The organism is Nocardiopsis alba DSM 43377, assembly GCF_000341225.1.
Taxonomy (GTDB): Bacteria; Actinomycetota; Actinomycetes; order Streptosporangiales; family Streptosporangiaceae; genus Nocardiopsis; species Nocardiopsis alba.
In genome coordinates this window covers 543,393-568,464 of the sequence record NZ_ANAC01000011.1, presented here as the reverse complement: position 1 = coordinate 568,464, position 25,072 = coordinate 543,393, and the positions used below count along the sequence as shown (strand labels likewise).

Here is a 25,072-nt window from a genome sequence, read left to right as displayed (position 1 = left end):
CCACCTCAGGAACCGGAACACGATCCCCCGCCTCGAAGACGGTCGCACTCCCATCCCCCGAAATGAAACGATCCTCCTCACCACCGGTCTGGATCTCGGTCCCCCCGGCACAGCCGGTCAGGGCGAGGACTGTGGCCAGGACGGCGGCCGACAGGAGCGGCACGGCACGGTGGCGCCGCGTACCTGCGTTGGTACTGGGCATCGAGGGGACCTCGCGAACAGGGTGTGAACAGGGCGGACTACAACAACGACAAAGTGTAGTAGACACCCTGGAGAACACTTCGGCGCCCCGGCGCAAGGGTCGTCCGACCCGGCCTGGAGGAACACCTCGCGAGAACGTGGTTCACCCACGGGGGCGGTGGTGGGGGTACACCGCGCCCGTGGGTTCTCGGTGGTCCGGGCGCCGGACATGTCGCCCGACGCCCGGACCCCGTGAGTCCGCGATCAACCGGCCTCGACGAAAGCCTCACGGAGGTAGTCGTGCACGGCCCGTTCGGGAACCCGGTAGGAACGCCCCACACGGATTGCGGGGAGAACTCCCGAGTGCACCATTCGGTAAACGGTCATCTTGGATACTCGCATGATCGTGGCGACCTCCGCCACGGTCAGGAACCTGACCTCTTCGAGAGGCGGCTTACTCCCGTTCATCTTCCGACGCCCTCATTCCCGGACGTGAGCAATTGTCTACCCTTCGGCTCTGGCGTGCCTTCCAGTCGATGGGAGGCCCCGGATTCCGTGCCCGTCCCACCGCCACGCCACCGTGTCCTGCTGTCACTACTGACACGTCCGTTTTCAGAGTAGAGCCGAGTTCCCGTCTAGGGAAGGTCGGTTTTCGCTGTCTTCGGGGATATACGTTGAGCACGGGTCGGATGAGGTTTAAAGGTGGGTATAAAGGTGCCCCCACCCTCAGAGGAGCCCCGCTCTCGCGAGTACATAATCACGCAGAGGAGCGTAGTCCTCGGTCAGGTAACCGTCATCGAGAGGCACCGTGACCAGTAGTTTCCCCTCATGTTCGGCGAGGAAGAGAGCCGGGTCGTTACAGTCGGCGAAACCCATCGTCGGTACGCCCATCTCCCCCGCGGCCCCCGCGAATCCGTGATCGGCGATGACCAACTGCGGCCATGCCTCCCCCCGGTCTCCGAGCTCGTTGAGAATGGCCCGCATCGCGAAGGGATGGTGACTGTGCCGCGGAAGATGGCCGTCCGTCACCATGGCGACATCGTCCTGCCAGACGACCACACGCCGGTTCGGCGGTCGCTCCGTGGTCACCTCATAGGAGTAACCGCCCGCCGCGGTGACGATCGGACAGCCGCGCTCGGCCAGGGCGTTCTTCCAGGCGCCGTACGTCTCCCGAAGATTGCGCGGGTGGCCGGTGGCGAACATGACGCGTTCCCCGCGCTCGGCGGCCAGGGCCATCCGGTCCGCGAGCGCCTCCAAGGCGTCGATGGTCAGGTCCGGATCGATCGTGTCGATCCCCCACACGTACTCCTCGTCGCCCACCACACCACAGCGCTTGTTCATCAGCGCGAGGACCTCCTCGAAGGTCCACTCATGGGAGAAGGTCAGACCGAACCGATGGTAGGGGTCCTTCTGGACGAGCCTCCGATAGTGGCGCAGGTTGTTCTGTCGAGGGGTGTCGACGTGCCCCGCGATCCCCGTGCGAACCAGATAGGTGATGAGTTCGGCGCGTGTCGGCGGCGTCACCTGCGTTCCCCTTCCTCTCCTGGGCGACGCCGACGGTGACGCGCCGTGCGGCCACCACGGCGCCGATTCCCGTTCGCCCGGTATTCATCACCTTCCTACCCGCTGGGCGCCTTCCACGCGGCGATCCCGGAGATTTCACCGTGGCGTGATCCGGGAGGTCGGAACACCTTCTCCACGGTGGGAGGAAGGCCTCTCAGAGGCTGGGGTCGATGCCGTGGTTGGGGAAGATCGCGGTGCGCGTGGCGTGGATGGCCCGGTCGATGGGATCGCCCGGATCGTATCCACGCTCGAAGGGGGCGAAGGAGACCTCGCGTCCGTCCGTCATGTACAACGGCGCGAGCTCCCCGGTACGTTCGCGGACGAAGTCCCGCCACTCCTGCGGGGTCTCCCGATCGGGATCGATGGGGGCTCCGGCCGCCTCGCCCAACAGATGGGTCCAGGCACGCGGCACGACGTGGACCAGCCCGTAGCCGCCACCACCGAACAGCAGCCACCGGCCTCCCGCCGTCTTGCGGGCGAGCTTGTGCAGCTCCTCGTACGCCCGACGCTGACCGTCCACGCTGAGCGTGAGGTTGGCCAGCGGGTCGAGCGCGTGGGTGTCGCATCCCTGTTGGGTCACGAGGATCTCGGGCTGGAACTCGTGCAGCAGCGGCGGAACGACCGCCTCGAAGGCACGGTGCCAGCCGGTGTCCCCGGTACCGGCCGGGAGGGCGACGTTGACGGCGTACCCCTCCGCGTCCGGTCCACCGACCTCCGACGCCTGTCCGGTCCCCGGGAACAGCGTCACCGGGGACTCGTGGAGGCTGATGGTGAGCACCCTGGGGTCGTTGTAGAAGGCGTTCTGGACACCGTCGCCGTGGTGCACGTCGATGTCGACGTACGCGATGCGCTTGGCACCCTGCTCCAGCAACCACGCGATCGCCAGAGCCGGGTCGTTATAGACGCAGAACCCCCAGGCGTTGCCGCGCATGGCGTGGTGGAGGCCGCCGGCGATATTGGCCGCGTGGGCGCTCTGCCCGGTCCACACGGCCTTGGCCGCGGCCACGGAGGCTCCGGAGATCAGCGCGGCGGCGTCGTGCATGTCGGGGAAGACCGGGTTGTCGGCGGTGCCGAGCATGTGGGCGTCGTCGGGCTCCAGGGTCCTGCCCGCGCGCTTGACCGCCTTGATGTAGGCGGGGTCGTGCACCAGGGAGAGCAGTTCGTCCGAGGCCGGCTCGATGTCCAAGAGGTCCACGCCGGGCCCGTCGAAGACGCCGAGCGAACGGCTGAGCGCCATGGTCAGTTCGACCCGGATCGGCGCCATCGGATGCTGGGGACCGAAGTCGTAGGCGGTGAGTCCTTCGTCCCATGCCACCCGAAGCGAGCAGGACGTGCGCCCTCCCATGTGGTGACCCCCGTTCCAGGTGTGCGTGCTTCGAAGCACACAGTACGCAAACCCGCCCCTGTACAGAACCCCGGGGCCCGCGCGAACACTCGCGCGGGCCCCGGTCGGCGGGTCGGGAGGACGCTCCCGTCAGGGACTACTCCCGGTAGAAGCAGTCCGCGTACGTCTCCCCGGCCTTCATCTCGAAGGTGCCGTGCAGGGGACGGCTCAACAGGTTGTCGGTCTCACCGATCAGGATCCGGTACTCGCCCGGGTCGAGGCTCAGATCCATGGCGTTGTCGTCGTTCAGGCAGGAGGTGGAGGAGGGCGGCGAGGACGTGTCGCAATCCGCGCAGGGATCGATGGTGACCTCGCCGTGCACCGCGTCGGGACCCACGTAGAGGAAGGTCATCTCCTCGGCGGTGTGGTTCACGTACCGGATGGAGACCTTGTCTCCGCCCCCGGTCTCCAGCGGAGAGTCCGAGATGTCGCTCTCTCCGAGGAGGGTCGCGCGGTCCATCTTCTCCTCGACGCGACCGGCGCCGATGTTCCGCACCAGATCCTCGACCTCGTCGGCCTCGTGGTCGGGGTATTCGGCGGCGAGAAGGTCGGCGGTCTCCTCGGCCTCGTCGTAGGCGTCGGCGTCCACCTGGTCCCAACCGCACTTGAGGGCGGCGTCGGGACGCTCCTCCTCGATCCGTTCGGCGACCTCCGGGGCGGAATCCCAGGTCAGATCGTCGAACATCCCGATCTGCCCGAAGGCCCCGCACCAGTTCTCCTCCGCGTAGTCGCCGGTGGCGAGGTCGTAGAGGTCGACCAGCGCGGCGGGGACCTCCGCGGCGGCGGGGGTGTCGGAGAAGTCCTCGGCGACGAAGGTGTAGGTCTCCTGGGCCTGACGGAAGGTGGCCTCGACCTCCTCGGTCACCTCGCCGCTGTAGAGCTCGTCGGCCTCGGCCGCCAGCTGGGCGGCGTAGTCGAGGTGGACCTCGGCGACACTGCCGTCGGTGTCCTCCCAGCGGGAGGCGCGGTGCGCGAAGTAGTCGCCGTAGGACTCCAACGCGTAGTCGTAGTCCTCGTTGGCCACGTCGGACTGGGCGCGGCGCAGCAGCTCGCAGGCCTCCACCCCGGCGCGGGACCGCTCCATCAGGCTCGGGGACATGGAGAGCTGGAAGGCGGTCTCGACCGAGTTGTAGCCGGCGATCGCGGTGTCGCAGTCGCCGCTCGCGTGGGCGGCGTCGGCGACACGCAGCCGCCATTCGCCGGTCTGCCACACGCCGACGAGCGAGGCCGCCATCGCCAGGACGAGACAGGCCGCCAGGATCATCGGCCTGCGAGAGGCCGTCGGGCTCTCACCCCGCGCCATGAGGCGCCGGTCGTGCGCGCGCCCCGCGAACAGACCGTGCACGACGGTGACCAGTACCCAGCCGAGCAGGATCGGGACCCACATGAGCAGGTCGTCGGCGGCGCCCAGCAGCGCGGCGGTCACCAGCAGCCCGATGGTGACCGCCAGATTGATCCCGAAGAACAGGTGGTTGCGCAGGTGGAAGTAGCCCGCGCCGACGCCGGACAGATTGAGCAGGGCGGCCCGGCGGCCGGAGACGGACTTGAACAGACCGAGCGGGGGCAGGGGCGGCGGTCCTCCCGGGGGCATCATCCCGCCGGGGGGCATGCCTCCCGGCGGCGGGCCGCCCGGAGGCGGGCCGCCGGCGTTCATACCGCCGGAGGGCGCTCCCATCGGCGGCCGGCCGGCGGGAGGCGGGCCCATCGGCGGCTGTCCGCCGGAAGGCGGCCCCCCGGGACCTCCGGGGGGCGGACCGCCCTGCGGCGGGCCGCCCGGAGGCCGACCTCCGACGGGAGGTGTGCCCGGGGGCGGGCCCGCCGGAGGGTGCCCACCGGAGGGGGCTCCACTCGGAGGCGGACCGGCGGGGGGCCGAACTCCCTGTGGAGGGGGGCCGCTCATGGGAGACCCGGTGGGCGGTGTCCCGCCCTGAGCCGGTGGAGAGGGTGGACCACCCGGCGGCGGCCCCTGGTTCCGGGGGCCGCCCGGGCCACCCTGGGGGGTTTCGGGCCCGGGCGGACCGGGCGGTCGGGAAGGGTCCGATGGAGGGTGAGGGTTGCTCATGGGGTCCCGGAATCGTTGGAGGATGTTCTGGCACGTGTGGGAGGGGGCAGAGGATTCCGCCTACCCTGTCCGACTTTATGCACTCCGTGTGACGCCGGGACCGTGACCTGGAGACCACATCCGGCAGAAGACTTTATGTGATGTGGGTCACCTTTACCTGGGTTCAGTTGCCGGAGAGGGCCCGACTGCGATCCCTGGCCGCCTCGATGGCGTCGGTGAACGCGGTCCGCACCCCGTGCCTCTCCAACTCGCGCAGGGCCGCAGCGGTGGTACCACCCGGCGAGGTGACCGCCTCACGCAGGACCACGGGGTGCTCCCCGGTCCCATCGAGCATCGCGGCCGCCCCGGTGATGGTCCGGTCGACCAACCGTTGCGCCGTGGCGCGGGGCATGCCCATGGCGACCCCGGCCTCGATCATGGTCTCTGCGATGAAGTAGAAGTAGGCCGGCCCACTGCCGGAGATGGCGGTCACCGTGTCCATGTGCTGCTCGCCGACCCGGATCACCTCTCCGACCGTGCCCAGCAGTTCCTCGGCCCGGTCCAGGTGCGCGGACTCCGCGTGCGCCCCCCCGGCCACCGCGGTCATCCCCTGCCCCATCAGTGCGGGGGTGTTGGGCATCGCTCGCACCACGGGCACCCCCGCGGGCAGGTGGCTCTCCAACACGGCGGTGGTCAGCCCCGCCGCCACCGAGATCACCAGGTTCCGCCCGGACAGGAGCGGGGCGATCTCGTCCACCAGGGCGAGCATGTCCTGAGGCTTGAGCGCCAGCAGGAGGGTGTCGGCGCGTTCGACCGCGTCCGCGGCGGGGACCGTCTCGACCCCGTAGCGCTCGCGCAGTTCCGCCGCGTGCTCCTCGCGCGGCTCGGTGACCAGAACGTCCTTCGGGGCGTGGTCCCGGGTCAACAGCCCGGCGAGCAGCGCCTCGCCCATCTTTCCTGCGCCGATGATCGCGATCATGAAGAGGTCCTCTCTGCGGATCCCTCCACGCTAGCCGCCACCGACACCCGGCCCGGGCGGATCGTCCCGATCCGTGGACACCCCTCGCTCAGGGGCGACCCCCGTCGGCGTCCCCTTCGTCGTCGACCGACCCGCCCGGGTCCACGGAGAACCGTCGTGGCGGAGGCTGGGGGCGATCCCTCAGCAGGGCGATGCGTTCACGACGGCCCAGCGCCGGTTCGGGCTCCTTCGGGCCGGCGAAGTGCAGACGGGTGAAGGCCAGGGCCTCGGCCAGCTCCCGCATCCGGGTCTGCCGGTCGGGAGACTTGCGCGTGCTCACCTCGAGGACGAGCTGCCCCTCGTAGCCGTTCCCGGCCAGATGTTCGAGGAGCTCGGCCACGGGCTGGGTGCCCCGCCCGGGGATGAGGTGCTCGTCCAGGTTCTGGCCACCGAAACCGTCCGTGACGTGCACGTGGGAGAGACGGTCCCCCAGTCTCGCGGCCATGTCCATGGCGTCGGAGCCGGACATCGCGGTGTGCGAGAGGTCGAGTGTGACGTCCGGATAGTCCCGGTCGAGGGGGTTCCAGCTCGGCGCGTAGGGGACGACCTCGCGATCGCGGACCCGGACCGGGTACATGTTCTCGACCGCGAAGACCACGTCGGTCTCGTCCTGCATCCGGGCGATGCCGTTCTCGAACCCCTTGGCGTACTCGCGCTGCCAACGGAAGGCGGGATGGACCACGATCGCCTTGGCGCCCAAGGCCTCCGCCATCTCCTTGGACCGGACGAGCTTGCCCCAGGGGTCGCGTCCCCAGACCCGCTGGGTCAGGACGAGACAGGGCGAGTGGATCGCGGTGACGGGCATCTGGTGATAGTCCGAGAGACGCCGCAGGAGGTCGATGTCCTGGCTGGTCGGGTCGGAGGAGACGAGCACCTCCACCCCGTCGTACCCCAGTTTCGCGGCGATCTCGAAGGCCGCCGGGGTCTTCTCCGGGTAGACCGACGCCGTCGAGAGGACCACGGGCGCGTCTGGGACCTGGATAGGGCTCACGGAACCAGAGTATGTGCTTTCGCGCTCTCCGGCACGGTCGCCCGGACGAACGCGGCGTGGCGGGCGGAGGTGATCCCGCCGTCGGCGCGCCCCGGGAAAAGGGGCGACGGCCGTGGCCCGGGTGCACGGGGAACGGCCGTCGAAGAGTGCGAGAAGACGACTAGAGGCGTACGCCGCCGGCGAGGTTGTAGCGCATGACTTCGCGCTCGGAGATGGAGCCTCCGGTCCTGGGCGCGTCGATCATGCGGTCGTCTCCGAGGTAGATGGCGACGTGGTAGGCGTATCCGCTTCCGTCGGTCCAGTAGAGAAGGTCTCCACGTCGGGCTTCGGAGTAGGCGATCCGCTCGCCGGAGGAGACCTGGTCCTGGGCGACCCGGGGCAGGTCGACCCCGGCCTCCTTGAAGGCGTGCTGTACCAGTCCCGAGCAGTCGAAGGATCCCGGCCCGGTGCCGCCCCACGCGTAGGGCTTGCCCTTCTGGGCCTCGGCGGCGTCGATCGCCTTTTCGACGGTGGAGGAGGCGAGGGACTGGTGCACCCGTTCCGGGACGGGCGCCTCCGCGGTCCCGGAGGGTGCGAGGTTCTGGGCGAGTGCCGGTGCGGCCCCGGTGGCCAGGAGCGCCGTGGAGAGGGCGGCGACCGCGAGTGCGCGCGTCCCCCCTCGGAGGCTCCGGTCGTTCTCGGCCTGTCGCCCCGGGTCCGTGGTGGGACGGCAGGCCCGCGTTTGCTCGTGATGTCGGGGTGAGCGCATGTGTCTCTCCTGGATCCGCCGACGCGGACCACGCCCCTGTGACGTGGGTCTCCCGAACGCCGACACACCATTCGTCACACAGACATCGAGAAGAATCACTCTCCGTAGCCTAATCGGCTTCCAAAGACGGTAAAGAGTGCTTGACCCCGACGGACATAGCGGTCATAGAAGTATCAACCGCAGGGCGTCCATCGGGGTCGGTCACACTGAGCGACTACGGACTGGGCACCCCGAGGGTGCTCCGGATGAAGTCCGTCGTGGCCGCCATGCCCAGGTTGTTCGGGTGCACCGGAGCGCCGTCCTCGGGGATCAGCCCCTCGACCCAGCGGGTGTCCGAACCCTGACAGACGTCGTGGCCGCGCTCGAAGGTGTCCACGAAGGTCGCGCCGTTGGCCTCGGAGACCTCGGCGATCATCGCGTTGAGCCTGATCTGCGCCTGGTCCACGAAGGGCACGTCACCGCGGGAGATCGGCGTGCTCGGCCAGCAACCACCGCTCTCCGGCATGATCTGGAGGTAGCCGATGCTCAGCACCGTGGCGTTCGGGCTGCGCTCGGCGATGTCGGCGTAGACCTGGTTCAGGTCGTCGCGCAGACCGTCGATCCGGTCGTCCAGGTCACCGCCGTAGTAGTCCGAGCACGGGCTGCCCAGCGGGTTGGTCAGGCTCCTCTTCGCGCACTCGACGAGCACCTCGGAGAACCCGAAGTCGTTGCCGGAGATGCCCACCGTGACCAGGTCGGTCTCGGGGCCGAGCGCGTCCAGCTGAGGCTCGGTGTCGTCGAACTGCTTCTCGTAGAGGTCGTTCATCACCGCGCCCGAGCAGCTGACGTCGGTGATGTCGTCGATCCCCAGCTCCTCGGCCAGCCGCTTGGGGTAGTTGACGGAGGACTGCATGCAGCCCAGGAGGGGCATCTGCGCCTGAGCCTGGACCATGGGGCCGGCGGTGAAGGAGTCACCGATGGCGACGTAACTGGTGAATTCGGCCGCCTCGACCTCTTCGGCGGCGACCGGGGCCGAGGCCAGGGTCACGCCGAGGGCCGCGATCGCGACCGAGGCCATCAGACGCGACAGTCCGCGCCGGCGCGGAAGGGGGGAACGGTGGGGGACGGGGGATTCGTGTGAGTGGGGGACGGGGGATTCGTGTGAGCGGGACACGAGGGTCTTCCTCTCTCAAGGAGCGGGGGCATGGGAGTCGTCAGAACCGCCTGGGGAGTGACTCCCCACACATTCTCTAACACGAGCTACGAAACCTACGGGCTAACTCGTAGGTAACTTTCTTATGTCCTTCGGCGCCCTTCACCTCCAGCCGAGGCTGTCCCCGACACCCGTTAGCGTTGCGACCATGGCAAAAGCAGCGAAGACCTCGTTCCGGTGTGTCGAGTGCGGATGGAGCACTCTCAAGTGGGTGGGCCGCTGCGGTGAATGTCAGTCCTGGGGCACCGTCGAGGAGGCCGGAGCCCCCGCGCCGACCGCCGTCGCTCCGGCCCCCGTCACCGCCCGGGCCCGCCCCATCACCGAGATCAGTGTGGAGAGCGCGGCCGCGGTCCCCACCGGGGTCGACGAGCTCGACCGGGTCCTGGGCGGAGGCGCCGTTCCCGGCGGCGTGGTGCTGCTGGCCGGAGAGCCCGGAGTCGGCAAGTCGACCCTCCTCCTGGAGGTCGCCGCCATGCGCGCGGCCAACGCCTCCGTCCTCTACATCACCGGCGAGGAGTCCGCCGGACAGGTGCGTCTGCGGGCCGAACGTCTCGGGGCGCTCTCCGATCGCCTGTATCTGGCCGCGGAGACCTCCGTCGCCACCCTGGCCTCCCACGTGGACGCGGTCTCCCCCGACCTGCTCATCGTGGACTCGGTCCAGACCATGGTCTCCCCCGAGGCCACCGGGGTCCCCGGCGGCGTGACCCAGATCCGCCAGGTCACCGGCGCCCTCATCCAGATCGCCAAGGAGCGCGGCATCGCGACCGTGCTGGTCGGCCACGTCACCAAGGACGGTTCCATCGCGGGCCCCCGGCTCCTGGAACACCTGGTGGACGTGGTGCTGCACTTCGAGGGCGAGCGCCACTCCCAGCTGCGTCTGCTGCGCGCGGTCAAGAACCGGTACGGTCCCACCGACGAGATCGGCGTCTTCGAGCTCACCGACAAGGGCATCGAGGGCCTTCCCGATCCCAGTGGACTGTTCCTCACCGAACGCACCGACCCGGTCCCGGGCACCTGCGTCACCGTCACCCTGGAGGGACGGCGTCCCCTCATCACCGAGGTCCAGGCACTGGTCGCCCCCACCCCGTTGCCCGCCCCTCGACGGGCCACCTCCGGACTGGACACCTCACGGGTGAACATGATCCTGGCCGTCCTGGAGAAGCGCACCGGCATGAAACTGGCCAACATGGACGTGTACGCGTCCACCGTGGGCGGCGTCCGTTTGGGCGAACCCGCGGTCGATCTGGCCCTGGCCATCGCGGCGGGCAGCTCCAACAACGACGTCGCGCTCCCGAGCGGCTTCATCGCCGTCGGCGAGGTGGGGCTCGCCGGGGACGTACGCGCGGTCAACGGGGTCCGCCGCCGGGTCGCCGAGGCCCAGCGGCTGGGCTTCACCGACGCGGTCGTGCCCAAGAACTTCGGCGATCCGATCCCCGGCATCCGCACCCATGAGGTGGAGGAGCTGATCGAGGCCCTGACCTGGGTGGCCAAACGCCGTCGGCGCTCATGACGCGTGGGGCCGAAGAGGATCTCCTCTTCGGCCCCACGACCGTCTAGAAGTCGAAGATGGCGCCCTTGGCCATCGAGAGGAGGCAGTCGTTGCCGAAGGTCTCCTCGTAGCGCTCCCCGTCACCGTCGACCGCGATCGCGGTGACCGGCCGGTGGATCATCGTGCAGGCGCCGTCCCGGACGGCCTGGACGTCGGCGATCGACCCGCCGGCCGCCTCGATCAGCTCACAGGCCTCGTCGGCCCGGGGGTGCCCGCCGCCGGCCGGACCGCACTCCAGCTCCATGGACCGGGCCCAGCCGATGGCTCCGTCCCCCTGCTGTTCCGGGGCGCCCTGCACGGTGAGCGAGTACCGGGTGGTCTCCGCCTGCGCGGGAGCGGTCAGGGAGAGGGCCAGGGCGGCGGCCGCAGCAAGGGTGAGGGCAGTCCTCATGGGTTCACTCCAACATCGACGACACCAGATTCACCACGAATAGTAGTGAAGTGATGACGAAGAGTCGTGGCATTTCCCTGATTCGACGCTTTTTCCTCACTGAAGCTGGAAGACCAGCTGGTCGACGTTGCCGACGTGGTCGCCCTTCAGGTTCGCCTTGTACCAACCCGGTTGGGCCTTGGCCGACGAGTCGCGGCAGTCGGTGAAGGAGCGGTTCCGCTCCCAGTCCAGGGTGTACTCGTACGGACGCCCCTGGGTGAGCTGCTGCTTCTCCCGCTTGCCCTCGGCGCAGTCGGCCGTCGAGAAGATCCTGTCGTTCCCGGAGTGGATGATCAGCTCGACCGCCTCCGGGCCCACGTCCACGGTGCAGGTCTGCTCGGCGATGTTGACCACGGTCACCTTGAAGCCGGGGCCGGCGCCGCCCCCGTAGGTGTCCCGGTCCTTCTCGGCGAAGTCGAAGGTGACCACCACGTCCTGCGGTCGGCAGGCGTCCTCGGGGCTCTTCGGGGCCGCGGCCTCTCCGGACTCTTCGGACTCCTCGTCCTCCGCCTTCTCCTCGTCATCGTCCTTCCCGGCGCCCTCCGAGGGCTCCTCGGACGGGGAGGCGGAAGCGGAGGGCTCCTCCTCCGGTTCCTCGGACGGGTCCTCCGAGGGTTCTTCCTCGGGCACACTGGGAGAGGCCGAGGGGTCTTCGATGGCGGCCTGGTTGGAACTCGTCTCGCTCGCCCCGTCCGAAGGCCTACAGGCGTACGCGATCAACGCGAGCACCAGCAGCACCCCGATCATGACGAAGGCCCGTCGCCTCCAGTAGATGTCCTTGCTGACAGGTGCGGGGTGTCCGGTACTTGACGCCATGGGCCGTAGTATTGCGGTTTTGCGCGCCACCTACCTACTCAACCCGCCGGATTCCCGTTAAAGATGAGCGATAACCCTTACAGCACCGCGGTTCTGGCGTGGTACGAGACCAACGCCCGAGACCTTCCCTGGCGTCACCCGGACGCCTCGCCCTGGTCCATCCTGGTCAGCGAGATCATGCTCCAGCAGACCCCCGTCGTACGGGTGCTGCCCGCGTGGCAGGCCTGGATGGAACGCTGGCCCACCCCCGCCCACCTGGCCGAAGAGCCCTCCGGCGAGGCGGTCCGCATGTGGAACCGGCTGGGCTACCCCCGCAGGGCCCTCCGTCTGCACGCCTGCGCCGTCGCCATCACCGAGGAACACGGCGGCGAGGTTCCGGACGATCACGCGACCCTTCTGTCACTCCCCGGAATCGGCGCCTACACGGCGGCGGCGGTGGCGAGTTTCGCCTTCGGACAACGGCACGCCATTTTGGACACGAACGTGCGTCGTGTTCTAGCCCGTGCCGAAACCGGAATCGAGTACCCACCGAAAACCCAGACGAAGGCGGAGACCGCGCTGGCCGAGTCCCTGCTGCCCTCGGAGCCGTCCGTGGCGGCCCGTTGGGGCGTGGCCGTGATGGAACTGGGCGCCCTGGTGTGCACCGCCCGGTCCCCGCGCTGCGTGGACTGTCCGATCGCCGGACAGTGCGCCTGGCGGATCGCGGGCAAGCCGCCGCACGACGGCCCGCCGCGTCGAGGACAGACCTACGCGGGCACCGACCGTCAGGTCCGGGGAAAGCTGCTGGCGGTCCTGCGCGATTCACGCGAGCCGGTGGTCAAGTCCGCGCTGGACGCCGTCTGGGACGACCACATCCAGCGTGAGCGGGCCCTGGACGCCCTGGTCTCCGACGGCCTGGTCGACCCCCTGGACGACGGCCGCTACGCCCTCCCCGCCTGACCCCTTCTCATTCCATGGCCTCCATGTCGAAGCCGTGCTCGTCGAACTCGGCCTGGGTGCCGTCGTAGGCCCCGCTGCACGGCGCCCCGGGTTCGGGGGCGTTCGGGCTCTGTTCGTACTGGCGGAGGAAGGTGCCGATACGGGGGTCCGAGGCGTCGTCGAGCATGAGTTGAGCCTCCCAGGCCGAGGCGACGACCGGTGCGGGCAGGTCCTCCATCGGGCTGACGATCACGTAGGAGCCGGGGCTGTGGTGGGCGGTCAACCGTTCGATGTCGGCCGGGTCCAGGTCCGGGTCGTGGGTGATCCAGACGGCTCCGTGTTCGAGTGAGTGCACGGCGGCCTCGACGGTGATGGGCTCGTCGTACACGCCGCAGTTCTGCCAGAAGGGGTAGTGCTCTCCACCGACCGGTGGATGCTGCCCGTAGTCGACCTTCTCGCCGATGTCGACGTGTTCCTTGGACAGGTCCTCGAAGGTCAGGACCCCTGCGGAGCCCCCTTCGGAGAGCCCTCCCCGGGTGAAGGCCCAGAGTCCGAACCCGGCGGCGCCCACGAGGAACAGGGCCAGGGCTCCACCACCGATCACCCAGGGCAGCGCGCTCCCTCGCCGGGGCGGCGGCCCCTGAGGCGGATATCCGGGCGGCGTCCCTCGCGGCGGGTACCCGGGTGGCGGCCCCTGCCATGCGGGCGGGCCGTGGACGTGCTCGGGCGCGGGAGGGGGCCCCGCAGGGGGGCGTTCGCCGCCCTGGCCGGGGTCGTCGGGGTAAGCCACAGGGGAACCCTATCCCCGGGCCACCGTCCTTAGCAGGGAAATCGTTCGAAGAACGACGACGGGGACGCCCCTTGAAGGGACGTCCCCGACTCGTTCGGCGGGACCCGCGGTCACACCGTCATGTTCACTCGCCCTGGGCGGCGGACTCCACCTCGGGGGTGTCCGGCACCTCGGCGGGCTTCGGAACACCCTTGAAGGTGAACTTGGCGTCCGTGCCCTCGCCCTCGGCGTCGATCACGACGATCTGACCGGCCTTGAGGTCTCCGAACAGGATCTTCTCGGACAGCTGGTCCTCGATCTCCCGCTGGATCGTGCGACGCAGCGGCCGCGCGCCCAGAACCGGGTCGAAGCCGCGCTCGGAGAGGACCTTCTTGGCGTTCGGCCGAAGCTCGATGCCCATGTCCTTCTCCTTGAGCCTGCTGTCCAGGTTCGCGATCATCAGGTCGACGATCTGGAAGATCTCCTTCTCCGTCAGCTGGTGGAAGACGATGACGTCGTCCACACGGTTGAGGAACTCGGGCCGGAAGTTGGTCTTGAGCTCCTCGCTGACCTTGGCCTTCATCCGCTCGTAGTTGGTGTTGGCGTCGTCCTCCTTGGCGAAGCCCATGGCCACGCCCTTGGAGATGTCCCGCGTACCCAGGTTGGTCGTCATGATGATGACCGTGTTCTTGAAGTCGACGTTGCGACCCTGGGCGTCGGTGAGACGACCCTCCTCCAGCACCTGCAGGAGCGAGTTGAAGATGTCGTTGTGGGCCTTCTCGATCTCGTCGAAGAGGACCACGGAGAACGGCTTGCGGCGCACCTTCTCGGTGAGCTGGCCGCCCTCTTCGTAGCCGACGTAGCCGGGAGGCGAACCGAACAGACGCGAGACGGTGTGCTTCTCCATGAACTCGGACATGTCGAGCTGGATCAGCGCGTCCTCGTCCCCGAAGAGGAACTCCGCGAGGGTCTTGGACAGCTCGGTCTTACCCACACCGGACGGACCGGCGAAGATGAACGAGCCACCGGGACGCTTGGGGTCCTTCAGACCGGCGCGGGTACGGCGGATGGCCTGCGAGAGCGCCTTGATGGCGTCCTCCTGGCCGATGACCCGACGGTGGAGCTCGTCCTCCATGCGCAGCAGGCGGGAGCTCTCCTCCTCGGTCAGCTTGAAGACCGGGATACCGGTGGAGGCGGCCAGGACCTCGGCGATGAGCTCCTCGTCGACCTCGGCGACGACGTCCATGTCGCCGGCCTTCCACTCCTTCTCCCGCTGCGCCTTCTTGTTGAGCAGCTGCTTCTCGTCGTCGCGCAGGGACGCGGCCTTCTCGAAGTCCTGCTCGTCGATGGCCGATTCCTTGTCCCGGCGCACCTTGGCGATCTTGTCGTCGAACTCGCGCAGGTCCGGCGGCGCGGTCATCCGACGGATGCGCATCCGCGAACCGGCCTCGTCGATGAGGTCGATGGCCTTGTCGGGCAGGAAGCGGTCGCTGATGTAGCGGTCCGCGAGCTGCGCGGCGGCGACGAGGGCGCTGTCGGTGATCGAGACGCGGTGGTGGGCCTCGTAACGGTCGCGCAGACCCTTGAGGATCTCGATGGCGTGCGTGATCGTCGGCTCGTCCACCTGGATCGGCTGGAAGCGGCGCTCCAGCGCGGCGTCCTTCTCCAGGTACTTGCGGTACTCGTCGAGCGTGGTGGCGCCGATGGTCTGGAGCTCACCCCGGGCCAGCATGGGCTTCAGGATGGAGGCGGCGTCTATGGCACCTTCCGCCGCGCCCGCTCCGACCAGCGTGTGCAGCTCGTCGATGAAGAGGATGATGTCGCCGCGGGTGCGGATCTCCTTGAGGACCTTCTTGAGGCGCTCCTCGAAGTCACCGCGGTAGCGGCTGCCCGCGACCAGGGCACCGAGGTCCAGCGTGTAGAGCTGCTTGTCCTTGAGGGTCTCGGGGATCTCACCCTTGACGATCTTCTGCGCGAGGCCCTCGACGACGGCGGTCTTACCGACGCCGGGCTCACCGATAAGGACCGGGTTGTTCTTGGTCCTGCGGGACAGGACCTGCATGACCCGCTCGATCTCCTTGTCACGACCGATGACAGGGTCGAGCTTGGACTCACGCGCGGCCTGCGTCAGGTTGCGGCCGAACTGGTCCAGCACCAGCGAAGTGGAAGGGGTGGACTCGGAGGAGGCGCCGGTGGCCTGCGGCTCCTTGCCCTGGTAGCCGTGCAGCAGCTGGATGACCTGCTGGCGGACCCGGTTGAGGTCGGCGCCCAGCTTGACGAGGACCTGGGCGGCGACGCCCTCGCCCTCGCGGATCAGGCCCAGCAGGATGTGCTCGGTACCGATGTAGTTGTGGCCGAGCTGCAACGCCTCGCGCAGCGACAGCTCAAGGACCTTCTTGGCCCGCGGGGTGAAGGGAATGTGCCCCGACGGAGCCTGCTGGCCCTGGCCGATGATCTCCTCGACCTGCTGCCGAACCGCTTCGAGGCTGATACCAAGACTCTCCAGGGCCTTGGCGGCGACACCCTCACCCTCGTGGATGAGGCCGAGCAGGATGTGCTCCGTACCGATGTAGTTGTGGTTGAGCATCCTGGCCTCTTCCTGGGCCAGAACCACCACTCGCCGCGCGCGGTCGGTAAACCTCTCGAACATGTCTCGTCGCTCCTCTACAGAGCGGTCAGGCAGGGACGGTTCATTCCGACCCAACTCTTCCGCATATAGGCCCCACAGGGATAACCGCCCCGGGGAGCACTGTCGCACCCGCCCGTCCTCACCGACCGGGGCCGGTGGGGACGAACATCTCCGTACGGCCGACCGCAGCCGTCCGTGCCAGAGACTTTCCCCGACGATAGGGCGTTCACCCAACATCCAACTACCAATTGGCGCGTCAGATTTCCCTGTACGCCGAAGGCGAACGGCCCGGGCCTCCCATCCATCACGAGAGTGCCCGGGCCGCACGTGCGTAAGCCCCATTATCGGCTCTTAGCGAACAAGCCGAAGGCGTGTTGTTGTTCGAGCGAAAAAGCCACATCGACCGAAGGGTCATCGTCGACCACCGGAGTTCGGATGCGACGACCCGCGACGGAGGGTCGGATCACACCGATGTCGACATCTCGAGGGCCCGGTCGGTTCGGGTTCGGGCCAAACAGGAGCGGGAACCGCGTGCCCGTCTCGCGGGTGTCCTCCAACGAACGGTCTCCGCACCGGCTTGGCGCTCCCCGACCGGACTCCTCGCCCGATTCTCCGGAACCCCGCATCCCCCGTTAACCCCTACATCCGGTGTGTCGAGGCCTCCTCCGCTCGGGAGGGCCTTCGGGATGTTCGGGTACGAACGTCGGCGTGGTCGGAACGAAATCGGTTCGAGTGCCGGCGTTATTCCGGCGACCGAGGGCGGTGACGAACCTAACCCTTGATGGCCTCGTATTCAGCGACGATGGCGGCGGGGATACGCCCGCGCTCATTGACGGGCTTGCCCGCGGCCTTCGCCCAGGCGCGAATCTCCGCGCTGCGCTCACGGCTGGGGGCATTCCGGCTTCCGCGCCGGGCGCCACCACGACCCTGCTTCGACGGGGCCTTGCGAGAAGCCTCGACGAACGGAGTAAGGGCCTCACGGAGCTTGGCGGCATTATCCGCGCTGAGGTCGATTTCGTACGTCGATCCATCGAGACCGAACGTCACCGTCTCCTCGGCCTCGCCACCGTCGAGGTCGTCTACCAGGAAAACCTGGACCTTCTGTGCCATGGAATCAAACCTTTCAGAAGAGCGGTGTCTCCACACCTGAATATAAAGCTATCTCGCGAGAACGCGGAAGACAATTCCCGGCGCGTCAGAAATCGCGAGAGGCCGGCCCGATGGGATTCCGGGTCACCGAAGACGCGCGGGGCATCGAGTCCGCCCGCACACGCGTGCATCCCCTGTATCAGGGGTCTCGGTACCGGTTCGGGCCGGCACCGTATCTAACGGCCGTCGGAATCGGCTCGTTCTTCGCCTTGGACCATCGACGTCTTGTTCGTCACCACGGTCTCGTCGACCCCGGTCTCGCCCTTGTCCACCACGAAACCGCCACCGGCCGCGCCCTCGCTGACCAGGCTGCCGTCCATACGTCTCGGAGCCATCTCCTTACGGAGCAGCTTGATGACGAAGGTACAGAACACGGTCGCGACAACCACCGGTGGGATGAGCGCGGACAATACGTCGATCAGCCCAGGAGGAAGCACCGATGACAAAAAGTCGCCCATCGAAGCGGCCCACCCTTCCTGGTTGTTACTTATTGCAGCAAATACCCGACTCAGTGTCGGGTCACTCCTGGGGGATGGCGCGCACCGGGCATCCGGACAAACGCATACCAGACATCATAGACATCGTTTGCCCCCGGTTTGACACCGGACGTACCGAAGACCCCCGGCAAAGCCCGGGAGAGAGCAATGTCCGATCGTCCGTTCCACCCCCGTACCGGATCGCCGACTCGGGCTGAGGACGGCCACTCGGCAGATCCGGAAAACGCGGGCACCGTACCGCCTCATCGACTCTCGGCGAACCGGCCGCCCCCGTTGGACGCAGGTACACATTACCCGTCCTCTTCCGCCCCCATACCACGCGGTGCACTTAAGCGTCCTTCCTCTCGGGAGAGCCTCCCGGAAGCGTTGGGACGTATGGGAAGGAGGACCTATCCGTACCCTAAAAGCTTTACTTCGAGACACCTCGGGACTCGACGTCGAGGTGTAGGAGCATCCGGGTGTTCCCGAGCGTGTTGGGTTTGACCCGTTCCAGGTCGAGGAATTCCGCCACACCCTCGTCATAAGAACGGAGGAGTTCCTCGTAGACACGGAAGGAGACCGGTGTTCCCTGGATCGGGGCAAAGCCGTGCCGTGCGAAGAATCCCGTCTCGAACGTCAGACAGAACACTCGACGAACACCCAACTCCCGCGCCGTGTCGAGCAGGGCGGTGACGATACGGTGACCGACCCCGAAACCGCGGAGCGAGGGATCCACCGCCACGGTCCGCACCTCGGCCAGGTCCTCCCAGAGAACGTGCAGAGCGCCGCAGCCGACCACGGAGCGCACGGCCTCCCCCACCGGTGCCCCTTCGGGGGTCTCGGGCACGATCTCCGCCTCGGCCACCCAGAACTCCTGGATGTCCTCATAGAGGTTGACCGTGCTCTTGGAGAGCACGCGTCGGTCCACGGAGTAGGTGTCGACGAGACGGCGGATGTGGGTGACGTCGGGCGTGCGCGCCCGACGTACCCGAACATGACGAACGGGCATAGCCGGACCAGACTACGCCCACTCGAACCCTGACCGGAACGCTCTTCCTCCGGTATGCGGGACTCGTGACGTGTCGGCCCGGTATGCCCGTGGTCTCGCCCGTCCCCTCGGACGGGCCCGGCTCAGATGAGCTGGCGGCGGGCGGCCCAGACGACCGCCTCGATCGGTGTGTTCACCCCGAGCACATCGCAGATGTTGCGAATGCGACGGCGCAGGGTCCGGGCACTGAGTTCGAGGTGCCGAGCGGCCACTTCGGTGGTGACACCGGTGGCGATCTCGGCGAGCAGTTCCAGCTCCTCGTGGCTCAGCTCGACCGGGGTGTAGGAACCCCCGAGGGCGCTCTCCCGCCTGGCCAGGGGAACCACGTTCTCCCTGGTCTCCCGCGTGAGACCCTGCTCCTCAACGGTACGTCGTACGAGTGTGGCCTGTTCCACTCCGTCCTCCCTCATCCATGTGAGTGCGGAACATCGACTCGTCGCCGAAGCGCGCGACCGACCGGCTGTCGGCGCGTGGTGAGCCCCGGCCATTCCGAGCGACCCTCGCGAACCCCTCTGGCACAGGGGTGGAGGTCGGTTCGGAGAGCACGGGTCGCACGGCCTCGGCTCTGTGATCTGGGACGGACAGATCACGCCGTCGGCTCGTGCGCGGGGGCCGGAGGACCGTTCTCGACCCGACCCCTTGCTCACCGTTGTTCTCGATCCACTTCGGCGAACTCGCGGACCAAAGCCCGCTCTCAGCACGCTAGGCGCCTCGGATGATACCGTCAAGGCCCAATAAATCACCATGGGTGATCACTCGGAGACACTGGGCCATAAAGTCGTGGAAGGCGCCGCGGCCTTTCCCTCCTGACCTGCGTGAACGATATCCCCCGAGAGACCTCTTCCTCACCCGAACGGGAAGAACGGAAAAAGTCCTCTCTGTCCGAGAGGCCATCACGTTCTGGCCCGGAGTTCGCTCCACATGGCCGAAAGGTGAGCCATATCGCGTGCCCCACACCATGGGGCGGGAGGGGATCAGTATATGGAAGGGGCCACCGCGTCCATGACGCGACGGCCCCTTCCGGGTTTTTCGGTCCTCCCCTATGGGGATCCGCTTCGCATCCGTTCGCCGGAAAGCGGACGGACGTTCTCGGTCACTCCCCGGAGGGCTTCACGATCGGGAAGAGAACGGTCTCCCGAATGTTCTTTCCGGTGAAGGCCATGAGCAGACGGTCGATACCGACGCCCACACCACCGGTCGGCGGCATTCCGTACTCCAGGGCCCGCAGGAAGTCCTCGTCGAGCTGCATCGCCTCGGGGTCGCCCTCGGCCGCCATCAGCGACTGTTCGGTGAGGCGACGGCGCTGCTCGACCGGGTCGACCAGCTCCGAGTAGCCCGTGCCCAGCTCCATCCCGAAGCCGATGAGGTCCCACTTCTCGGTGAGCAGCGGGTCCTCGCGGTGCTGACGGGTGAGGGGGCTCGTCTCCAGCGGGTAGTCGCACACGAAGGTGGGCTGGATCAGCGTGTGCTCCACCAGCTCCTCGAAGATGTGCTCGACCAGCTTGCCCTGACCCCAGGCCGGGTCGAACTCCACATCGCGGGCCTCGGCCAGCCGCCGGACCTCCTCGATCGGCGTACGCGGGGTGACCTCGGCGCCGACCGCTTCGGACACAGCTCCGTAGAGGGTGATCCGCGGCCATTCGCCGCCCAGGTCATAGGTCCGACCGTCGCGCTCGACCATGGTGGTGCCGAAGGCGGCGAGCGCCGCGTTCTGGATGAGTTCGCGGGTCACGTCCGCCATGACGTTGTAGTCGGCGTAGGCCTGGTAGAACTCCAGCATCGTGAACTCGGGGTTGTGCGTGGAGTCCGCGCCCTCGTTCCGGAAGTTCCGGTTGATCTCGAAGACCTTCTCCAGCCCACCCACGACCAGCCGCTTGAGCGACAGCTCCGGCGCGATGCGCAGGTACAGGTCCATGTCGTAGGCGTTGATGTGGGTGGTGAACGGACGCGCCGTGGCGCCACCGTGCACCCGCATCAGCATCGGGGTCTCCACCTCGATGAAGTCGCGGTCGCTCAGCCCCTCGCGGATCGCCCGGATGGCGGCCGAACGACGGCGCACCATCTGCTGCGACTCGGGGTTGACGATCAGGTCGACGTAGCGCTGCCGGACCCGGGCCTCGGGGTCGGTGAGACCCTTGTGCTTCTCCGGGAGCGGACGCAGGCACTTGGCCGTGAGCGTCCAGGAGCTCACCAGGATGGACAGCTCTCCGCGGCGCGAGGTGATGACCTCGCCCTCCACACCCACGTGGTCGCCGAGGTCGACGTCGGCCTTCCAGGCGTCGAGACGCTCCTTGCCGATCTGGTCCAGGGACAGCATGATCTGCACGTCCCCGGTCTCGTCGCGCAGGGTGGCGAAGCACAGCTTGCCACCGGTGCGGTAGAGCATCACACGGCCGGCGATGGCGACCTTGTCCCCGGTGTGGGTATCGGGCTCCAGGCCCTCGTGTTCGTCGCGCACGGGACCGATCGACGCGGTCCGCGGGAAGTTCACGGGAAAGGGGTCGATGCCCTCCTCCCGGAGACGGTCCAGTTTCTGTCGCCGGACCCGCATCTGTTCGGGCAGGTCGTCGTAGGTGTCGTCGTGCGCGTCATTCACGGCCACGATCCTACCGGCGTCGGGCACCCCGGCCGAACGGAGACGGCGGGGCCCGGTCCGACCCCGCGGTGTCCGAGGACGTGCGGGGCCGGACCATCGGGCGGGTCAGCCGACGTTGCGTTCGAAGACCAGGCGCAGCCCCGTGAGCGTGAGCCAGGGTTCGTGGACGTCGACGGTCTCGCATTCGCCGATCACCGTGCCCGCGAGACCGCCGGTCGCGACGACCGTGACCTCGTCGGGGTTGTCGGTGAGCTCGGAGACCATCCGGTCCACGATGCCGTCGACCTGTCCGGCGAAACCGAAGACGATCCCGGACCGGAGGGCCTCCGTCGTGTTCTTGGCGATCGCCGCGCGCGGCCTGACGATCTCCACCATGTGCAGCTGGGCGCCCCTCCGGGACAGGGCGTCCACGGAGATGTCGATGCCCGGGGCGATGGCCCCGCCCACGTACTCGCCCTTGGCGCTGACCGCGTCGAAGGTGGTCGCGGTCCCGAAGTCCACCACCACGCTGGGGCCGCCATAGAGGTGATCGGCGGCCAACGCGTTGATGATCCGGTCGCTGCCCACCTCCTTGGGGTTGTCCATACGGATCGGCACCCCGGTCTTCACCCCCGGTTCGACGATCACAGCGGGCAGGTCTCCGAAGTGCCTGCGGAACATCTCCCGCATCTCGTGCTGGACGGAGGGGACCGAGCAGCACATGGCGATGCCGTCGACCTCCCCCAGGTCGCTCAGGGCACTACCGCCGATGAGCCCGCGCAACACCACGGCCCACTCGTCCGCGGTACGCCTGGTGTCGGTCCCCACCCTCCAGTGTTCGAGAAGATCGTCGGAGTCGAAAAGCCCGAGCACCGTCTCGGAGTTGCCGACATCGATCGCGAGCAGCATTCTGGGGGCCTCATCCTTGGTCGTCGTGGTGCCTACCCAAGGAATCTTCCACCACGTAGGGCCTTCAGAACAGATCGAGCGCGATATCCAGCGCGGGGCTGGAGTGGGTCAGGGCCCCGACCGCCAGATAGTCGACACCGGTGGCGGCCACCTCCGCGGCCACGTCGAGGGTGAGTCCACCGCTGGACTCCAGTCGTGCCCGGCCGTCGACCAGGGCGACCGCCTCCTTCAGCCGGTCCGCTGGGAGGTTGTCCAACAGGATCTCCTCGGCCCCCTCCGCCAACGCCTCCTCGATCTGGTCGATCCGGTCCACCTCGACCTCCAGCGGAAGCCCGGGGAAGCGCTCGCGGATGGCACGGACGGCCGCGCCCACCCCTCCGGCGGCGACCACGTGGTTGTCCTTGATCAGACCCGCGTCGGAGAGGCAGTAGCGGTGGTTGACCCCGCCTCCGCAGCGCACGGCGTACTTGTCCAGGGCGCGCAGGCCCGGCGTGGTCTTGCGGCTGTCGCGGATCCGGGCACCGGTGCCGGCGACCGCGTCGACCCAGGCGCGGGTGGCGGTGGCGATACCGGACATGTGGGTGAGCAGGTTGAGGGCGGTGCGCTCCGCCGTGAGCAGGTCGCGGCTGCGGGCGGTGACGCTCATGAGGACGTCGCCGCGCGCGACCGTGTCGCCGTCGGCCACCTCCCGGGTGACCTCCAGGGCCCCCTCGGCGACCAGCCAGAACACCAGCTCGGCCAGAGGAAGCCCGCTGATCGTGCCGTCGGCGCGCGCCACCACCTTCGCGGTGCGGACCTGGTCGGCGGGGATGGTGGCCACGGTCGTGACGTCGATGCGCGGGCCGGCGGTGAGATCCTCGCCCAAGGCGCGCAGGACGGTGTCCACGTGGGACTCGTGCGGGGCCGTCCAGGGCAGTGTGAACTCGGATCGGGCCCCCGGGTCGGGGGCCGGTCCGGCGAGCGGGAGGGAGATGGAGTCGAGTTCGGCCACGAGGGAGGCCGGGAGCGAGGGTCGCCGCTCCTCGTCGGTGGTCACGGTGATGTCCCCTTCTTCCAGTCGGACGATCACGGGTCGCGTACGCGACCCTGGTCGGGGTTCGGGCGCGTCGGAGCGCTGGTGGGATCCCCGGCTCTCCTCACGCCCCAGGGCGGCCGCGGCCACGAGGCGGGCCACGGTGAGCAGGTTGGTGGTCTCCCAGGCGGCCGTGTCGGGGACGGCCGGCCCCGGCTCCACCGCGAGGGCCTCCAGTTCGTCGACCAGGGTCCGCAGCCCTCCCCCATCGCGCAGGACCCCGGCGTGCCGGGACATCAGGGTTCTGACACGGGGTGCCAGCGAGGGCGAGGCCAGTGTGACGGTGGACCCGGTCGTGACGGCCGAGGTCGGAACGGCGCCGGGCTCGGTGGCGAGGCGGGCCGCGATCCGGTCGGCGTACACCAGCCCCTCCAGGAGGGAGTTGGAGGCCAGGCGGTTGGCCCCGTGCACACCGGTCCGGGCGACCTCGCCCACGGCGGACAGGCCGGGAACGCCGGTGCGTCCGTCGACGTCCACCTCCACGCCTCCGGAGGCGTAGTGGGCCGCGGGGGCGACCGGGATCGCCTCGGTCAGGGGGTCGATGTCGTGGGCCCGGCAGGAGGCGAGGATCGTGGGGAAGCGCCGTTCCCAAGTGACCCGACCGAAGTGACGGGTCTCCAGGTAGACGTGGTCGGTGTTCTGCTCCGCCATCACCCGGGCGATGGTGCGGGCCACCACGTCACGAGGGGCGAGGTCGGCGAGTTCGTGCACGCCCCGCATGATCCGACGACCCTCACCGTCGACCAGGTAGGCACCCTCACCGCGCAGCGCCTCGGAGATGAGGGGCTGACGACCGCGCGCCTCCGCTCCGAGCCACAGCACGGTGGGGTGGAACTGGATGAACTCGAGGTCGCGCAGGCGGGCTCCGGCGCGGGCCGCCAGGGCCGGACCGTCTCCGGTGGACACGGGAGGGTTGGTGGTGGCGGCGAAGATCTGGCCCATGCCACCGGTGGCCAGGACCACCTCGGAGGCCAGGACCGAACCCACACCGTCGCGTTCGCCCTCGCCCATGACGTGCAGGGTGACCCCTTGGACCCGGCCGGTATCGGGGTCCCTGAGCGTGTCCAGGGCCAGGGCGCGCTCGACGATCTCGATCCGCTGCTCCTCACGGACCGCGTGGACGAGGGCACGCTGGATCTCGGCCCCGGTGGCGTCGCCGCCCGCGTGAGCGACCCGGTCGGCGCGGTGGCCGCCCTCACGGGTCAGGGAGAGGTCCCCGTCGTCGTCACGGTCGAACTCGGCGCCCACGCCGATGAGCCAGCGCAGGGCGTCCGGGCCCTCGGTGGCCAGGAGGTTGACCGCGAGCGGGTCGCACATCCCCGCCCCGGCCATGTGCGTGTCGACCATGTGGGCGACCGGACCGTCCTCGGGCGCCATGGCGGCGGCGATCCCGCCTTGGGCGTAGGCGGTGGAGCCGGTGGACAGCCGGTCCTTGGTGACCAGGACGACGCGGCCCGTGTCGGTGCGTTGGACGTAGCGCAGCGCGGTGCTCAGGCCCGCGATGCCCGAACCGACCACCACCACGTCGGTGTGGAGGGCCCATCCGGGTTCGGGGGCGGGGAGGCGGGTCTGTCTGTCAGAACTCATCCGGGGTCTCTTTCGCGCGTCACCGCCG

The 25,072-nt window shown here is 68.5% G+C and carries 21 protein-coding genes and 1 pseudogene; 2 read left to right on the top strand and 20 right to left on the bottom strand.

What is annotated here, in order from left to right:
* The 9 genes and pseudogenes from D451_RS28435 to D451_RS0112390 all read right to left on the bottom strand — a co-directional run.
* A pseudogene (locus D451_RS28435) lies at positions 1-202 on the bottom strand (TlpA family protein disulfide reductase); the annotation flags it as partial.
* 242 nt (positions 203-444) lie between these two features.
* Positions 445-648, bottom strand: a complete 204-nt coding sequence (locus tag D451_RS0112425; RefSeq protein WP_013155995.1) for a helix-turn-helix domain-containing protein — start codon at positions 646-648, stop codon at positions 445-447.
* A gap of 258 nt (positions 649-906) precedes the next feature.
* Complete coding sequence (locus D451_RS0112420; protein WP_014911628.1) at positions 907-1,704, bottom strand: phosphatase; 798 nt, start codon at positions 1,702-1,704, stop codon at positions 907-909.
* Positions 1,705-1,897: 193 nt separating this feature from the next.
* A complete protein-coding gene (locus D451_RS0112415) occupies positions 1,898-3,058 on the bottom strand; it encodes an acetoin utilization protein AcuC (protein WP_017534643.1) in 1,161 nt (386 codons plus the stop codon).
* A gap of 166 nt (positions 3,059-3,224) precedes the next feature.
* Positions 3,225-4,721, bottom strand: a complete 1,497-nt coding sequence (locus D451_RS0112410; protein WP_017534642.1) for a hypothetical protein — start codon at positions 4,719-4,721, stop codon at positions 3,225-3,227.
* 631 nt (positions 4,722-5,352) lie between these two features.
* Complete coding sequence (gene proC, locus D451_RS0112405) at positions 5,353-6,147, bottom strand: pyrroline-5-carboxylate reductase (RefSeq protein ID WP_014912131.1); 795 nt, start codon at positions 6,145-6,147, stop codon at positions 5,353-5,355.
* Between the two features lie 88 nt (positions 6,148-6,235).
* Positions 6,236-7,177: a sugar phosphate isomerase/epimerase family protein gene (locus D451_RS0112400; protein ID WP_026125016.1), complete on the bottom strand. Its 942-nt coding sequence runs from the start codon at positions 7,175-7,177 to the stop codon at positions 6,236-6,238.
* A 160-nt stretch (positions 7,178-7,337) separates the two neighbouring features.
* Entirely contained in the window at positions 7,338-7,925 is a 588-nt protein-coding gene (locus tag D451_RS0112395) for a C40 family peptidase (RefSeq protein WP_014910691.1), read from the bottom strand.
* 214 nt (positions 7,926-8,139) lie between these two features.
* Positions 8,140-8,982, bottom strand: a complete 843-nt coding sequence (locus D451_RS0112390) for an SGNH/GDSL hydrolase family protein (RefSeq protein WP_042282616.1) — start codon at positions 8,980-8,982, stop codon at positions 8,140-8,142.
* A gap of 283 nt (positions 8,983-9,265) precedes the next feature.
* Here D451_RS0112390 and radA point away from each other — a divergent pair, with 283 nt between their 5' ends.
* A complete protein-coding gene (gene radA / locus D451_RS0112385; RefSeq protein WP_081536501.1) occupies positions 9,266-10,627 on the top strand; it encodes a DNA repair protein RadA in 1,362 nt (453 codons plus the stop codon).
* Between the two features lie 43 nt (positions 10,628-10,670).
* Here the strand turns inward: radA and D451_RS0112380 are convergent, their stop codons facing one another.
* Together D451_RS0112380 and D451_RS0112375 are read right to left on the bottom strand one after the other, a co-directional pair.
* A complete protein-coding gene (locus D451_RS0112380) occupies positions 10,671-11,057 on the bottom strand; it encodes an SSI family serine proteinase inhibitor (protein ID WP_014911141.1) in 387 nt (128 codons plus the stop codon).
* 96 nt (positions 11,058-11,153) lie between these two features.
* Complete coding sequence (locus D451_RS0112375) at positions 11,154-11,912, bottom strand: hypothetical protein (protein WP_017534639.1); 759 nt, start codon at positions 11,910-11,912, stop codon at positions 11,154-11,156.
* 63 nt (positions 11,913-11,975) lie between these two features.
* On the opposite strand from D451_RS0112375, the gene D451_RS0112370 reads away from it, so the two are divergent.
* Positions 11,976-12,851, top strand: a complete 876-nt coding sequence (locus D451_RS0112370) for an HhH-GPD family protein (RefSeq protein ID WP_017534638.1) — start codon at positions 11,976-11,978, stop codon at positions 12,849-12,851.
* Positions 12,852-12,858: 7 nt separating this feature from the next.
* Here D451_RS0112370 and D451_RS0112365 read toward each other — a convergent pair whose 3' ends face one another.
* From D451_RS0112365 to D451_RS0112325, 9 genes are all read right to left on the bottom strand, one after another.
* Positions 12,859-13,434, bottom strand: coding sequence for a DUF3105 domain-containing protein (locus D451_RS0112365; RefSeq protein ID WP_017534637.1), 576 nt, complete (start codon positions 13,432-13,434; stop codon positions 12,859-12,861).
* 310 nt (positions 13,435-13,744) lie between these two features.
* Positions 13,745-16,249, bottom strand: a complete 2,505-nt coding sequence (locus D451_RS0112360; RefSeq protein WP_081536500.1) for an ATP-dependent Clp protease ATP-binding subunit — start codon at positions 16,247-16,249, stop codon at positions 13,745-13,747.
* Between the two features lie 750 nt (positions 16,250-16,999).
* Complete coding sequence (locus D451_RS0112355) at positions 17,000-17,338, bottom strand: histone-like nucleoid-structuring protein Lsr2 (RefSeq protein ID WP_014908917.1); 339 nt, start codon at positions 17,336-17,338, stop codon at positions 17,000-17,002.
* Positions 17,339-17,553: 215 nt separating this feature from the next.
* Positions 17,554-17,835, bottom strand: coding sequence for a hypothetical protein (locus D451_RS0112350; RefSeq protein WP_026125014.1), 282 nt, complete (start codon positions 17,833-17,835; stop codon positions 17,554-17,556).
* A gap of 448 nt (positions 17,836-18,283) precedes the next feature.
* The gene (locus D451_RS0112345; RefSeq protein WP_017534634.1) at positions 18,284-18,862 is read right to left on the bottom strand and encodes an amino-acid N-acetyltransferase; all 579 of its coding nucleotides are present in this window, start codon (positions 18,860-18,862) and stop codon (positions 18,284-18,286) included.
* A 122-nt stretch (positions 18,863-18,984) separates the two neighbouring features.
* Positions 18,985-19,296, bottom strand: a complete 312-nt coding sequence (locus D451_RS0112340) for a LuxR C-terminal-related transcriptional regulator (RefSeq protein ID WP_014908395.1) — start codon at positions 19,294-19,296, stop codon at positions 18,985-18,987.
* Positions 19,297-19,994: 698 nt separating this feature from the next.
* Positions 19,995-21,497: a bifunctional lysylphosphatidylglycerol synthetase/lysine--tRNA ligase LysX gene (gene lysX / locus D451_RS0112335; RefSeq protein WP_014909234.1), complete on the bottom strand. Its 1,503-nt coding sequence runs from the start codon at positions 21,495-21,497 to the stop codon at positions 19,995-19,997.
* Between the two features lie 105 nt (positions 21,498-21,602).
* The gene (locus D451_RS0112330; protein ID WP_014912894.1) at positions 21,603-22,385 is read right to left on the bottom strand and encodes a type III pantothenate kinase; all 783 of its coding nucleotides are present in this window, start codon (positions 22,383-22,385) and stop codon (positions 21,603-21,605) included.
* Between the two features lie 64 nt (positions 22,386-22,449).
* Positions 22,450-25,044, bottom strand: coding sequence for an L-aspartate oxidase (locus D451_RS0112325; RefSeq protein ID WP_017534632.1), 2,595 nt, complete (start codon positions 25,042-25,044; stop codon positions 22,450-22,452).
* Positions 25,045-25,072 lie beyond the last annotated feature (28 nt).

Excerpts from the sequence above, each read along its gene's own strand:
- D451_RS0112390 (WP_042282616.1), bottom strand. The coding sequence starts at position 8,982 with ATGGCCTCGGTCGCGATCGCGGCCCTCGGCGTGACCCTGGCCTCGGCC.
- D451_RS0112425 (WP_013155995.1), bottom strand. The coding sequence starts at position 648 with ATGAACGGGAGTAAGCCGCCTCTCGAAGAGGTCAGGTTCCTGACCGTG.
- D451_RS0112370 (WP_017534638.1), top strand. The coding sequence starts at position 11,976 with ATGAGCGATAACCCTTACAGCACCGCGGTTCTGGCGTGGTACGAGACC.
- D451_RS0112345 (WP_017534634.1), bottom strand. The coding sequence starts at position 18,862 with ATGCCCGTTCGTCATGTTCGGGTACGTCGGGCGCGCACGCCCGACGTC.
- D451_RS0112380 (WP_014911141.1), bottom strand. The coding sequence starts at position 11,057 with ATGAGGACTGCCCTCACCCTTGCTGCGGCCGCCGCCCTGGCCCTCTCC.
- D451_RS0112325 (WP_017534632.1), bottom strand. The coding sequence starts at position 25,044 with ATGAGTTCTGACAGACAGACCCGCCTCCCCGCCCCCGAACCCGGATGG.
- proC (WP_014912131.1), bottom strand. The coding sequence starts at position 6,147 with ATGATCGCGATCATCGGCGCAGGAAAGATGGGCGAGGCGCTGCTCGCC.
- D451_RS0112375 (WP_017534639.1), bottom strand. The coding sequence starts at position 11,912 with ATGGCGTCAAGTACCGGACACCCCGCACCTGTCAGCAAGGACATCTAC.
- D451_RS0112360 (WP_081536500.1), bottom strand. The coding sequence starts at position 16,249 with ATGTTCGAGAGGTTTACCGACCGCGCGCGGCGAGTGGTGGTTCTGGCC.
- D451_RS0112330 (WP_014912894.1), bottom strand. The coding sequence starts at position 22,385 with ATGCTGCTCGCGATCGATGTCGGCAACTCCGAGACGGTGCTCGGGCTT.
- D451_RS0112350 (WP_026125014.1), bottom strand. The coding sequence starts at position 17,835 with ATGGGCGACTTTTTGTCATCGGTGCTTCCTCCTGGGCTGATCGACGTA.
- D451_RS0112355 (WP_014908917.1), bottom strand. The coding sequence starts at position 17,338 with ATGGCACAGAAGGTCCAGGTTTTCCTGGTAGACGACCTCGACGGTGGC.
- D451_RS0112395 (WP_014910691.1), bottom strand. The coding sequence starts at position 7,925 with ATGCGCTCACCCCGACATCACGAGCAAACGCGGGCCTGCCGTCCCACC.
- radA (WP_081536501.1), top strand. The coding sequence starts at position 9,266 with ATGGCAAAAGCAGCGAAGACCTCGTTCCGGTGTGTCGAGTGCGGATGG.
- D451_RS0112410 (WP_017534642.1), bottom strand. The coding sequence starts at position 4,721 with ATGATGCCCCCGGGAGGACCGCCGCCCCTGCCCCCGCTCGGTCTGTTC.